Annotated in this window: 10 protein-coding genes; 5 read left to right on the plus strand and 5 right to left on the minus strand. The window is 51.2% G+C overall.

Annotated features, from left to right (window positions below):
• Positions 1-146: 146 nt before the first annotated feature.
• Positions 147-731 carry a hypothetical protein gene (locus HBN79_RS08610; protein WP_095023646.1) on the minus strand — a complete coding sequence of 195 codons (585 nt, stop codon included), beginning with the start codon at positions 729-731 and terminating at the stop codon, positions 147-149.
• Positions 732-972: 241 nt separating this feature from the next.
• Here HBN79_RS08610 and HBN79_RS08615 point away from each other — a divergent pair, with 241 nt between their 5' ends.
• A complete protein-coding gene (locus HBN79_RS08615) occupies positions 973-1,233 on the plus strand; it encodes a hypothetical protein (protein WP_095023647.1) in 261 nt (86 codons plus the stop codon).
• A gap of 65 nt (positions 1,234-1,298) precedes the next feature.
• On the opposite strand, the gene HBN79_RS08620 is transcribed toward HBN79_RS08615, so the two are convergent.
• A protein-coding gene (locus HBN79_RS08620; RefSeq protein WP_095023648.1) for an IS3 family transposase occupies positions 1,299-2,449 on the minus strand; the annotation gives its coding sequence in 2 pieces (ribosomal slippage) (positions 1,299-2,212 and positions 2,212-2,449; 1,152 coding nt in all).
• A 152-nt stretch (positions 2,450-2,601) separates the two neighbouring features.
• On the opposite strand from HBN79_RS08620, the gene HBN79_RS08625 reads away from it, so the two are divergent.
• The 4 genes from HBN79_RS08625 to HBN79_RS08635 all read left to right on the plus strand — a co-directional run bounded on the left by HBN79_RS08625 (position 2,602) and on the right by HBN79_RS08635 (position 8,531).
• On the plus strand, positions 2,602-5,313 hold the full coding sequence (locus HBN79_RS08625; protein ID WP_262372320.1) for a DUF1998 domain-containing protein: 2,712 nt from the start codon (positions 2,602-2,604) through the stop codon (positions 5,311-5,313).
• Positions 5,314-6,026: 713 nt separating this feature from the next.
• On the plus strand, positions 6,027-6,161 hold the full coding sequence (locus tag HBN79_RS23950) for a hypothetical protein (protein WP_254925236.1): 135 nt from the start codon (positions 6,027-6,029) through the stop codon (positions 6,159-6,161).
• Positions 6,162-6,320: 159 nt separating this feature from the next.
• The gene (locus HBN79_RS08630; protein ID WP_169916553.1) at positions 6,321-7,025 is read left to right on the plus strand and encodes a DUF5677 domain-containing protein; all 705 of its coding nucleotides are present in this window, start codon (positions 6,321-6,323) and stop codon (positions 7,023-7,025) included.
• A gap of 1,305 nt (positions 7,026-8,330) precedes the next feature.
• Positions 8,331-8,531 (plus strand): hypothetical protein, encoded by a 201-nt coding sequence (locus tag HBN79_RS08635; RefSeq protein ID WP_095023675.1) that lies wholly within the window; start codon positions 8,331-8,333, stop codon positions 8,529-8,531.
• Positions 8,532-8,907: 376 nt separating this feature from the next.
• Here HBN79_RS08635 and HBN79_RS08640 read toward each other — a convergent pair whose 3' ends face one another.
• The 3 genes from HBN79_RS08640 to HBN79_RS08650 all read right to left on the minus strand — a co-directional run bounded on the left by HBN79_RS08640 (position 8,908) and on the right by HBN79_RS08650 (position 12,614).
• Positions 8,908-9,939: a WYL domain-containing protein gene (locus HBN79_RS08640; RefSeq protein ID WP_169916554.1), complete on the minus strand. Its 1,032-nt coding sequence runs from the start codon at positions 9,937-9,939 to the stop codon at positions 8,908-8,910.
• Positions 9,940-10,032: 93 nt separating this feature from the next.
• Entirely contained in the window at positions 10,033-12,120 is a 2,088-nt protein-coding gene (locus tag HBN79_RS08645) for an ATP-binding protein (RefSeq protein WP_169916555.1), read from the minus strand.
• A gap of 155 nt (positions 12,121-12,275) precedes the next feature.
• Entirely contained in the window at positions 12,276-12,614 is a 339-nt protein-coding gene (locus HBN79_RS08650; RefSeq protein ID WP_095023678.1) for a YkvA family protein, read from the minus strand.
• Between the last annotated feature and the right edge of the window lie 40 nt (positions 12,615-12,654).

The raw sequence follows: 12,654 nt of genomic DNA on the forward strand, positions 1-12,654 counted from the left end.
ACTCTAAAGTCGTGCTTGTCCGAAAAACCAACGCTCACTCAAAATTGATCGATGCCCTGATCAGAGAGGCTCTCGCCAATATCTTGCCGACTTCTATAGATTTTATTGATCGGCTAGTAGAAAATTTAATTTTTACATGACCGTGATCAAATATATTTTCCGGTCTGATTGTCCCGAGTCCTGATGCACTTAATCATATTGGGCGAAATTGTTCCATCATAGAGGAACCAGCCAGGGTCGGAGATGGCACCTGAATATTGAACATCTCGTACTTCCTTATCATATTTCTTGGTTGCTATATGATCATGACCTAATGGATACCGAGTGCTGACCAGAATAGCTGCTTTGAAAAGGTTTTTATGTATTTTCGAGTAGTTCATCTGCGTCAGTATTAGATTAATAAAGCTGTTGTAGTCCAATAAATTTGGATCTGTATCGCTAATGTCCAGCTCTACAACTACCTCTGTCTGGTCGAATAGTTGCAACTGTCTATTGGGCGATTGACCTGTGATCAGTTGAGGATAAACGCTGGCCATGAATTGGAACTCTGGAGACGTCTGCTCGTAAAGCAATTGTCCGGTTATCAATCCATGTCCGCTCGGGTCAAGCCTTGATGTTAGGGAGACAAGCTTCGGTTTGCCGTTCTCTTGACATGGAACCTTACCAGGGAGAATTCCGTTTTTGAGAATGTCGTTGATAGCACCAGCACGGGTGAAATGATAAAGCAGCATGTTCGATTATTGTCCTTGTGGAGATGCTACAGACAATATCACACACGCAAAAAAACAGGCATCTGCAATGCTAAATTAGGATTGTAGTGCTTCGCTTATGGAACGACGTTATGGTAGCAAGGGCGCCCGGACAGTCGGAATACGATCTTGGAAAATCGGAAGGCCCAGCGAGAATTCAGCCATAACGTCTATTGCTCGACACATATGATACGCTCGGGTTTACCGACATAGGAGGTGCAAGATGAACTACAAGGGTAAGGCTGATTTAACGCTCCATTGCTTATATAGCAATCCCAGAAGAATGGTCATCCTGCCAGATAGAGACGTAGAGATCGAGAGCTGTGATAGCGGCACCAAAATCTCTGTTGAACTTGGTGAGTCAGGGCTTACGGTAGATGAAATTGACGTCTCTGTATCCGGAAATATTCACCGGTTCTTAGTCGACACAACCATCAATGCCAATCGTCAGTACACGCTCCACTGTTCCCCTCTTGCTGTTTGATAAGCTCTAGCAGTCTGTAGGACAGGAGGAGTCTCGTAGAACCTCACTGAATCGCCCCGGGTTCTTTAGACACTCTCCAAGCTCGCTGCGTAACGCTTTTCAAACTTTACCGGGGACAGCTGATTGTTGAAACCATGACGACGTTTTGCGTTGTAAAACATCTCGATGTAATCGAATACATCACCACGAGCATCTTCCCGTGTGATGTAGATTTTTCGCTTGATCCGTTCTCGCTTCAAAAGCTGGAAAAAACTTTCTGCGACAGCATTATCGTGGCAGTTACCTCGACGACTCATGCTGGCAACCAAATTGTTCGCCTTCAAGAAACTACGCCAATCGGAGCTGCTGTACTGGCTGCCTTGGTCGCTGTGAACCATCACCTCTTGTTTTGGTTTACGCCTCCAAACGGCCATCAATAATGCATCATTGGCCAAATCGCTTGTCATTTGCGGTTTCATTGACCAGCCAACTACTTGGCGAGAAAACAAGTCCAGTACCACTGCCAAATACAGCCAGCCTTCGTACGTGCGGATGTAGGTGATGTCAGTGACCCAAACCGTGTTGGGTTCCACCACATCAAACTGACGCTTCAATAAGTTGGGTGAGGCCACCGCAGGTTTACCTCCGTACTTCCCTGGACGTCGGCGGTACCCTGTCTGAGAGCGCAGACCTTCAATACGCATCAATCTGGCAACCCGATGGCGACCGCAAGCCTCACCGATTTCACGCAGGTCATCATGGATTTTGCGATAGCCATAAACGCCGCCGCTCTCCAGCCATGAATGTTTTATCAGCCCCAACAGGCGCTGGTCGTCTTTGGCGCGCGCAGATTGCGGTTCCGATAACCAAGCGTAGTAGCCACTGGGGTGGATTTTGAGCGTCAGGCAAAGCCGTCGAACGGAGTAGTCGGCAGCCTGCTGCTTGATAAAGGCGTACTTCAACCGCACTCCTTGGCAAAGTACGCGGCGGCCTTTTTTAATATGTCTCGCTCTTCAGTGACCCGCTTGAGCTCCGCCCTAAGACGTCGAAGTTCAGCCTGCTGATCATCGCCTTGCTGTCGTTCTTCCTGTGGCTTGCTGTAGCGCTTTACCCACGCATAAAGGCTGTGAGTCGATACACCGAGACGTGCTGCCACATCAGCGACAGGCAGCTTCTTTTCGATCACTTGATTGACTGCTTGGATTTTGAATTCTTCGGGATAACGTGGGTTGCTCATGGCACCTCCTGATTGGCCTCATTTTAAGGCAAAGAGGTGTCTAGGAAACCCGGGGCGATTCACCTAAGTGGCCATTCATTACCGCCATTCCCGCGCCCACCATTACTTTAAGCTCTTCTCGCATTGTTCGGAGGCACGTCAATTCGCTGCTCTTGTCTATTTTCCTAAAATCAAAAACCAGTAGTGACGGTGATCGAACCAGGCTGACTCTCCAATGGTTTTTTGGCGGGGACGACTCACCCTGCCAGCAATTCAAAAGCTGGCTGACTAGTTGTCAGGCAGAATTCGCAGACCCAATCAAACGCCTTGTCAGCGGAACCTGCTTAGATGGCTGCCTGCTCAGCACAATCTCAGCAGAGACTCAGGAAAGCGTACGTATTCTGGAGGACCGGTGGCTTGAAGAGTCTCGAAAGCTCAACGCTAAGCTGCAAGCGGCGACAGATTTGCCGTACAAAAAAGCGCTAGAGCTGGAGAAAAAACGTCACGACGGTGAGTACTTGCTTCGCGATCTCGCGTCCCGTGCGTTCCTTCCAGGATATGGATTCCCTACCGATGTCGTGACACTCAATACCTACAATATTGAGGACTTCAGGCACCAGCGAACTCATCCTGAGAGTCGTGAAGACAGCATTTTCAACAACAAAGAGCTTCCGTCTCGCGGCTTAAACATTGCGATCCGAGAGTATGCACCTGGGTCGCAAGTGGTAATCGATGGGCGAGTCTATCGTTCGGCAGGAATCAGTTTGCAATGGCATTCGTCAGGCCAAGTAAACGAAGCACAAAAATTTGATATCGCCTGGCGATGCTCAAATTGTGGAGCGACAGGCGTAATCGAAAACGCTTATACCAACAGCTCCGAGCTAACGTGCTCACACTGCATGCACGCAATTCAACCAAGCGAGCGCCGAACCGTCCTTCGCCCTGGCGGCTTTGTAACCGACTTTTATGAGTCCACAACAAACGACATCACTTCTCAGAAGTTCATCCGAGTTGAACGACCTCGCATCCAACTGACTGGCGAGACGATCTCGCTGCCCGACAAGCGGTGTGGTTTCGTTCGATTTGGTCACGATGGCAGTGTGTTTCATCATTCATCCGGTGAACACGAAAAAGGTTACGCCGTGTGCCTAACCTGCGGACGTGCAGATTCAATGCTCGCCTCCGGAGACATTCCTAAAAATCTGCTTCCAGATCAGCTACACCGGCCAGTGGGCGGGATCACAGGCAGTCGTAAAGAGTTCGACTGCCCCGGAACGGCAGTTAAGCCTAACCTTTTCCTGGGCTATCAAATTCGCACTGACGTCATGGAGCTTTACTTGAGAAGTCCCCAGACAGGCCTGTGGCTCGGGGATAGTCTGGCAGAGCAAATCATAGCCACGACTCTTGCCGTTGCACTACGCGACGTAATCGCCGAACTCTTAGGTATTGCCAGCACAGAAATGGGCTTTGGTTTCCGTCTTGATCGTGATATCGAAAGTGGACAAGGGCGAACGGTCATTCAGCTATTCGATGAAGTCAGCGGAGGAGCTGGGTTTGTCCTGGCTGGCTTAGCGAATACCACGGAACTATTACGTAAAGCGTTAGGGAAGCTGCATTGCCCGGTTAACTGCGAAAACGTCTGCTCGCACTGTCTTGCAGGTCAAGACAGTCGAGTGGAGCGAGAGGAGCTAGATCGTGGGCGCGCCATGGAGTGGCTGACTGTGTCGGGCCTGATTGAACATTTAGACTTGCCCTGCGAGTTTGAGACTGTGGTGGGGGCTAGTTATTGCTCGACCGGCCCGATCCGCTATTTGTCCTCTGCGATCAATTCAGCGGATCGCAGTGAAAATGACACCTCTATTTGCTTGGTGATGAGGGGCGATGCAGAGGACTGGGACCTAGATCACCCTTACTTCCGTGAAAAAATCCTCACTTGGGCAATCGCTGACAAACTCAAGGTGAAACTGGCAATTCCTTCAGGAGCGTCGCTAAGCAAAGCACAGAAGAACACCCTCTTTGACCTGGCTAGTCTTGGGGTGGTGATTGAGGATATGGACAACACTCTTCCACCGATCAAACCTTACTTGGTGGCTCAAATTCGTTCCAAGTCGGGCATCAAAAGTCTTTTTAGCAGCGATGCCTCCGCTGCGACTCCAGGAGTCGGATGGCTGAGTAGCAATGATGGAATAGTATGGGCTGGAAGCAACTGTGTTTCTGATTGCGGTGGTCAGCCTATCGACGTCCGGACCTGGCGCCAATTTGAGCAGGGTGCACGGGTCATCGAAATCACCCACGAACTTGACGGTCCTATCAGCAGCTTGCATAGGCGTCTCGCTACTCTCATTGAGAAGCACGCGCCCGAATTGACTGAGTTGATTGCCACGGATCAAGCAACAGTGGTCAGCTATTCCGACCGTTATTTGAAATCACCATGGTCGTTAATGTTGTTAAGCGGTTTTCTTGAACTTTTCAAAAATGAAAAGCTTGAGTCGCTTCGAATTCAAACGCTAGCATCCAGTGGCGATCAGTCCAGCAATCAAATTAGTCATGACTGGAGGTTCCAACTTGATCAAGAAGCACTTCTTAAGCTTTGGTTGGGTAGCCAGTTCTTCATCTCACCTGAAATTGAAATCAAAGAACGAAGCCGGGAACTTCAACACGCGAGAGTGATAACAGTAGATTGGGTGTCGGGTAAGCGCAGCAAAGTTTTCCTTGATCAAGGAATGGGATACTGGCGAGGTAAATTGCCGTATCGCGACCAGATGGGGTTTGACTTCCGTGCTAACCACGAGAGCCAAGCGCTACAAATGCTGGAGAAATATAAAATGGCGCAAATGAGTCCCAACGGTGATTGGCCCACTTACATGAGCCTGCTCGTGAGCTAAGCCAAGCACTCAATGAGCCAGAGAAAGGTGTCCACCTAAGATAAAGTGGACGCTACCTTTCTATCTTTGTATCCGTCTGTAGTGGTCTAATGAAACCGGACACCCATTTAGGCGAGAATGCTCGCCATATCGAGGTTGATATTGGCGTCAGGCTCTCGGGCGACGCAGCCAGCGAAATCGGCTGCAATGGTCTCGCTTCGGGTTGCTCACAGATCACTACATACCGAGCCCAAAGAACGCACACCCGTATCCTGAGGATCGCTTCGCGTCACGCACCCAAGGCAGGAGCCGTATGCGGTAGTTCCGCACGTACGGATCTGTGCGGGGGGTGGCAGGTAACTGCCATCCCTACCGCGACCTTTGATCTTTAAATTTAAACGAGTAAAACATCCGCCCCTGCCCACTCGATAACAGTCCCTTCATGCTGTGTGATCCCCTGTCGTCCAATCCAGAAATCTTGCCGCAGACTAGGCAGGGGAGTTACTTTTTCTACAGAATCGGACAAAAGCTGCTAGTCAAAAGCGTTTAAGAAATCAAGGGCCATTCACACCTAGCCGAAATTTATTACCATTGCACTCTCTTTGCTAAATATGATCTGCAATTCATAAGCTTGGCCACGCCGATCAAGATTTGCAGCGAGTTGTAAATGCCGCGCTGTTGACTGGTCACTATATCGATGATGCACGAGAGCATCACGATCTTGGTCAGTAGGTATGAAAAAACTGCTGATCGGTTGCATGAAAAACGTCCTGAGCGTCAACCGTTGCGGTAATTTCAGTCAGGCTTTAGTCGATTCTACTCGCGCCAAGTTCAAAAAACCCCAGAGCCTGCAGACGATCAAGCAGTAGCAACGCAATTTACTGATATTGCCAGACGGTTGTCTGCAGAATGCTGCATGACCTTAATAGGGAGCTGCCTCAGTCCTGCGATTGGCGATTACTTGTTTGCTGAGTATATGGCATAATCCCCCATAGTTAACGCCAAACATTAACAGCAGGATGCTAGATATGTATAATACCGCACCAATCAGTGATTATGTAACATCTGGAACTGAGGATGATCTAAAGCTTGCACTAGAAAGCCTAGAAGATAAGATTCTTTTAATAATGGACTGGGTGGATGCTGCTTGCCCCAGAAACGATGAAAATATAGCGTTGCTAAATTTGTTGGCCGCTAATTCACAGTGTGTAAACATTTTTCAAACAGCAATTGGTAACCATATTTCAATTCTGGCACTTGCAACCCGAAATCTTTACGAGCTCAACTTGATAGCCCGCTCGATAATCGGTAGCAAAAATAATCTCGACGAATGGAATTCAGAGGCCATTACTGACAATATTCAAGTTCTGGAGGGGATGCTCAGTATTAATACTGCATCTGACTTGGCTGATCAGAGATTAATATTAATCGAAGAGATTAACCGGCTTAAAAAAGTCAGAAAAAAATATAGCTTGCCAGAAATTAATACCCCAGCCTCAGCAGGGCAAATAGCAAAAAAACTAGACTCTAGCGATGAGCACAAAAGCGTTTACAAACTGTTCTCAAAGCTTGTGCATCCAAGTTCATATCTGGTGAATAACTATAAGAACTCGGCGTCCCCTGAGACCACGATGATACTTCAGGTTCAAGGGCAAATTTACATTCATGATACCATTTCAAAGATCACTAACTACCTAAAAGTACCTGATGTAATTAATAATCAGAAGCAGTAGTTAGGGGTTTTTAAAGAGGTTTTCATGGCTTTTTTATGTGCGAGTGCCAATTGGTGACTTCTGGCCGATTGCTACCACTCGTGATATGCAATCATAATTGCAATAAAGTGATTCTGGATCCACTCACACGCCATTAGGAAATTCAAGGTATTAGTCGTAGTAAGCTGGCGCTTGATGCAGGGGGCAGGCGCCAAACGGCGCCTAGCTTTCATGTTGTGGTATTTTCAGATTCCAATAAGCCCTTGAAGTTAAAAGGTACGAAGATACTTATGTTTGGCATTTTTTAAGAAGGTGGCTTTTGGGGTTGAGTTCAATTGTTTGCGCTCAGAGCTCTAATGGTTTACATGGCTCTTCGAGCAACAAAGAATTTCTATTTTTTCCAGATGTGTTTTTTATTGTGGTTATTGTGTTTTTCATGTCGCCGTCAGTTATAGTTATTCTGTTTCTTTTGGCGTGATAGCGACTTCCTTGCTTGATCTTATAGCCCTTTATGCAAAAATGATCTTCATATTGTTCTATTGGAATTTTTAGTTCTAATGTGGCCGTCCGGGAATTCCGTCTTGCGCAATTAAATCGCTTGCCATCTATGCGACAGCAGTTCCTGAATCTCACTTGCCCGCGGCACCATAGACATCTCCAGCCGATAGCCTCAATGGTTTATCTAGCGAAGTTCGGAAGGTGTGATAGCCGTTTATTTACCCAGACCCAGAGTGCCTTAGTGGCGGCATTCAGGAGTTTTGACCTGGAGTGCAGAGGTGGGCGTGGTAACGACACAAACTGTCGTGAGCCATTGTGATAATGCCTTCTATCGAATAACTCACGTAAAGGCTGCCTAGATGCCCCCAACATTAAATGTCTGCTTTGTTCCGAGTACCGCACGAGCAGAAGTTGAGCGCCTGCTGTGGCTTGGCTCTGATTTGGTTTGCGGATTGCGCTGGGTCTGTGCATCGCCCATCACCTCCAAGGTCGCATTCAGTGGGGCAGGCTATGGGTATTGAGTATTGGGTGGCAATTGCGGTCTTGGGGCTGATGTTGGCAATCCTTTGCGCACTGTATTCACAAGGCCATAAAACGTGGCATTTGCTCACGCACTGGCAGGTGACCACGCAAGAGCGCGAGCGGCGGGTGGGTTGGCACGCGCAGGAAAATCGAGAGTTAAGAGCGGCGCTCCAGGCGCAAAATGCACACGTCGATCAGCTCCAGCGAAAGCTCGAAAACCTGCAAGCCCTAGTGCCATCAACCTCTCAGCCTTAGACAATGACCCATAGCCACGTGCACCTACAGGCGTGGCAGAGGAGCAAGAACATGCCTATCCGACCACAGCCTTTCACTTTTGTATGTCAGGCGTGTCACTGGAAGAAAACCGTTGCACCGCTCAGTGATGCACTGGGGCCCCTCGACTGGTGTGAGCGGTGTGAGCGCTGTGGCAGTGACGTGTTGACCCGGCAGATAGCCGGCGTCGTTGACCGTACGTTGGCGCAATGGTTTACCCGATTACGCCGTTAGGGGGGCTTGGCCAATGCGTCCCGCGGAACCCCTGTCACGACTCAACCTGCGTGGCGCCAAGCACTGGCGGTGGCTAAGGAGGCGGACGTATTAATTTGCGTCGGTACATCGGGCTGGTTCACCCTACGGCGCAAATCCCCTATATCGCCAGGCAGTGTGGGGCACGAGTGATGCATATTAACGTGGTGCGGGAGCCAGTTGATGAGTAGGGTGTGTTGGTGTTGCTTGGTAAAGCGGCAGAGCGTCCGCCGCAGTTGCTGAGGTTGGGCAATCAGGCGGGGAGCATCAGCCAATGACTCATGTCCTCCAAGCGTGCTTTGACATGAGCGTTGTCAATCAGGCTTCAGAGCCTTTTCCGTGAGCCCAGTTGGCCCTACTAGTCAGATGACTTCGAACTGCTTTCAGAGCCATAGGCTGCTGCGGCCAGTCGCAAGGTGTCGCCCACCTGCTGTCGCAATGCCGCTGGTTCATGCACCACCAACGAAGCGCCCAAGGAGAGAATCCACCAGTGCAGTTGCCAGGTATTGCTGACGGTCGCCTGTATCTGAAAACCGTCTGGCAGTGCTTGTAGCACCATGTCCGCGCTCAAGGGCGTCTCTCGAATCAAACGCGCCTGGTGTTCACTGACCCACGCTTTGAAAAGGATTTTTTCCGGGTTACCGAATTGCAAGGCGTCGCTGGCCAAGTAGGTATGTAACTCGAATGACGCCACCCCTTGGCACTGAGTGTCGAGTACCGTTACTTCACGAAAGCGATGCACGGCGAATTGACGAACATCGGTATACGGCGCTGCCGTCGCTATGAGGTAGGTGATTAAGCCGCGCTGAACAATGGCCAGCGGGTTGAGGGTAAGTTCGCTGATTTTATTGGTGTGTGCCGAGTAATAGTGGCAGTGTACTTGTTGTTCGCTAATCACGGCGTGCTGCAAGGCTTCCAGGGTCTCAGCCAGGATTTGCGGTGCGTGCAGATTGAAGTCCGGGCGAACACTGGCCACTTTATCCGGCCAGCGGGCAGTGGGGTTGCCGTCTTCAAGGCCTTTGAGTTTTTGCCGGGCGTGCTCGAATCGTGGCTCCAGTACGCTCAACATGCTGCCGGGCAAGAGGGGGCGGATCGCATCTTCGACGAGGGTCAGACTGACCGCCTCTGCCAGTGTAATGCCCTGCAATTCCACGCTTACGCCTGGTTTCCAGTACCAACTAAAAGGCGTCCCGCCATTGTTGCACTGCAAGGGAAACACCACGGACAGATCACGCAAGTCGCGCTCGACACTGCGGCGGCTGATCGAGTAACCCGCGCTCACCAAGCGACTGAGCAGTTCACTCACCGTGATGCCAGGTGCGCGTTTGGGCAGGTGCTGTAGCAGTTCCCACTGACGGCTCAGGGCGCTATGGGTCTTGGCTGAAGGCAAGAGAATCATCCTTGTAGGGTGCAGGCTGGCCTATAGCCAGTAAGAAAGTCGGTTGCTCACCTATCGGCGTCAATCCGGCAACCTTTAATGGGCTTAATGTACGAAGCCGATGGGCCGTTGTTGCCCAGTGGGTTTCAAGCGACACTCGGCCAACAGTGCACGGGCCAATTCGTCGGCATTGGTGAATGGGTTGAAACGGCCTCCGCGCGCGACTGCTGCAAAGTCGCCAGGTGTCAGATGTGCCTCGGCGCGCAAGCGGCGGGCGGCATTATGCTGTGGATCCTTTAGTGCCAAAGCCTTGAGGTGTTCAGCAAATAATGCCTGGGCTTGCTCCGTCGTCAGGTAACCGAAATGCACCTTCAGGTCGAAGCGGCGCAAGGAGGCCTCGTCCAGGTCGGTGATCAAGTTGGTGGAGGCAATAAACAGGCCTGAATAATTCTCCATTTGAGTGAGCATTTCATTGACGGTCGTAACCTCCCAGCCCTGTCGCGCCTTGCGTCGGTCCTGCAAAAAGCTGTCGACTTCATCGAGCAACAGAATCGCGTCCTCTTGCCGGGCGCGTTCAAAGGCGTGTGCCATATTTTGCTCTGTCACCCCGACAAACGGGGAAACCAGATCGGAAACCCGTTTGACCATCAAAGGTTTGCCCAGCTCCTGAGCCAGCCAATGGCCGAATGCGGTTTTGCCTGTACCGGGCGGGCCGTAAAAACACAGCCGCGCCTGTGGATGGGCGCGCAGCCCTTCTACCAAACCATGCAGGGGCAGGTCGGTATTGATCCAGTCTGGCGAATAGAAGCTCGGTAAACCATTGCTGTGCTGTTGTAGCGAAGCGAAGCCTTGCGCTTTGAGCGTGCCATTGACGATCGATCGAATCGTGTTGTCCAGTGCTTTGCTGGCTCGTTGTGACACGCTGCGCCCTACGCGCACGGCTCTCTCTAGAACCGCCGGCGTCATCTGCTCATGGGCGCAGAGCTGTTCAATCAAGACCTCGCTCAACTTGCCGGCGCTGCACGTGTGCAGCATTTGTTTGCGCTGCGCCAAGGGTGGATTGGGTACTTCAATCACCAGGTCGAAACGGCGCATATGTGCCGGATCAATAGTCTCTATGCTGTTGCTTAGCCAGAAACACGGTTGGCTATTTTCTTCCAGCATGCGATTGATCCAGCCTTTCTGGGAATGGCTATTGGGCGCGGAAGGGGCGGCCTGGAAGATGTCCTCGATTTCATCAAGCACGAGCAGAGCAGGTTGCGAACGCAGTACGCTGTTGGCCGCGCGCAAGGAGCACAGACGTTGCTTGGCGCTGACGGGATCGCCCTGGCTGTCGGTACAGGCCACTTCATACAGCGCGCAGCCCAGTGTTTCAGCAATCAGCCGGCTAAGCTGAGTTTTACCTGTGCCGGGTGGGCCGTAGAGCAAAATATTCACGCCCTGTCGCGCTTGGGCCAAGGATTTGCTCAGGTAGCGCTCGGCGATCGTGAGCGCTTGGCTGATATGACGGTAATGCTCCCTGTTCAAGCTACCTGGAGGGCTTAAACGAAACGCATAAGCGAAGAGCTCCAGCGGTGTACCTTTGCTAAAACGCAGTAGGCCAGGCAGGTCCGGATTACTCACCGACAAGGTTGAACTCAGTGCCATGACGGCGCGGTGATTGGTGCTCAGATCCAGCAGGCCCGTGCGCATCAGTGGACTATTGTGTGCCAGGCATGCCTCGACTTCTGCCAGCGGTAATCCCAATAGAACAGACAGCACTTTCATTGCCCGGTTGAGCCCCAACATGCCCAGTTGGTCTGTGGCATCACTGAGTGTTGGGTCGCTGTGCATCAGCACGCAGAAACCGAGTACTTGCAGTCCTGACTCACCCAAGCCTAACAGTGCCCCAAGCGCCTCCAGGTTGCTCTGTAGGTTGTTCGGATAGAGGGCTGTCATGTGCTCGGCATTGAAGGCGCGAGCGCGGGTGCGCAGTGTCGTCAGCGCCAGGGCAGGGCTGTACTGGTCATCGTCTAACCATTCGGCCAGGCCCAACTCGTGAGCCAAATCATCCTCGCTCAGACCGTGGCGGTTGATAAAGCTACGATGTCCCCCCAGATCCAGCAGCAGTTGATAACACCACTTCAGCGAGAGCGTACAAGTATCAGCAGCACGGCGGCTGCCGTGTGCAAAGGGGGATAGGCGTCTGCCCATGCTGAGTCTCCTGATGCAGTGGAGTCAGCAGGATGAGGCCAGCGGGGGTCAAAATGTGTCGTACTAATCCTGCTTGGCAAGGGATCAGACTCGACATGCTCGATCGTGCCTGATCCCAGTTCAGCGTTCAGTAACGCCTAGCGTTGACGGTTAAGTCAGGAAAACCACTGTTTTAAGGTGTCTTTAGCTTTGTCTACGTGTTCGGTCTTGATATGGCTCGCAGTCGCGGCCAATGCCGCGCACAGCACACCAACATCGTCGGTGTAGCCCAAAAATGGGGTGATATCCGGAATGACGTCAATCGGCGAGATAAAGTACCCGAGGGCGCCATAAATCGTTGTTTTGGCCCAGGTGGGAGTGTCGGCGTCAGTGGCTGCGTAATACATTTTCAGTGCGGGCTCGAGTGCGGTCTCGCCGGCAGACTTGGCGTACGTTTTCACTTTGTCCCAGAACGAATCGTCTGAGTAGTCTTTTTCAAAGGCATTGTTTGACATGTTGTCTCGCTTCAAATGTTGGGGCGTACATTGAACTGTG

The sequence above is a fragment of the Pseudomonas sp. WS 5051 genome, assembly GCF_012985715.1.
Lineage (GTDB): Bacteria > Pseudomonadota > Gammaproteobacteria > Pseudomonadales > Pseudomonadaceae > Aquipseudomonas > Aquipseudomonas bubulae.

Bases quoted from the DNA above. Each gene is read 5' to 3' on its own strand.
- HBN79_RS08635 (WP_095023675.1), top strand. From the start codon at position 8,331: ATGCCTATCCGACCACAGCCTTTCACTTTTGTATGTCAGGCGTGTCAC.
- HBN79_RS23950 (WP_254925236.1), top strand. From the start codon at position 6,027: ATGAAAAAACTGCTGATCGGTTGCATGAAAAACGTCCTGAGCGTCAAC.
- HBN79_RS08650 (WP_095023678.1), bottom strand. From the start codon at position 12,614: ATGTCAAACAATGCCTTTGAAAAAGACTACTCAGACGATTCGTTCTGG.
- HBN79_RS08610 (WP_095023646.1), bottom strand. From the start codon at position 731: ATGCTGCTTTATCATTTCACCCGTGCTGGTGCTATCAACGACATTCTC.
- HBN79_RS08630 (WP_169916553.1), top strand. From the start codon at position 6,321: ATGTATAATACCGCACCAATCAGTGATTATGTAACATCTGGAACTGAG.
- HBN79_RS08615 (WP_095023647.1), top strand. From the start codon at position 973: ATGAACTACAAGGGTAAGGCTGATTTAACGCTCCATTGCTTATATAGC.
- HBN79_RS08645 (WP_169916555.1), bottom strand. From the start codon at position 12,120: ATGGGCAGACGCCTATCCCCCTTTGCACACGGCAGCCGCCGTGCTGCT.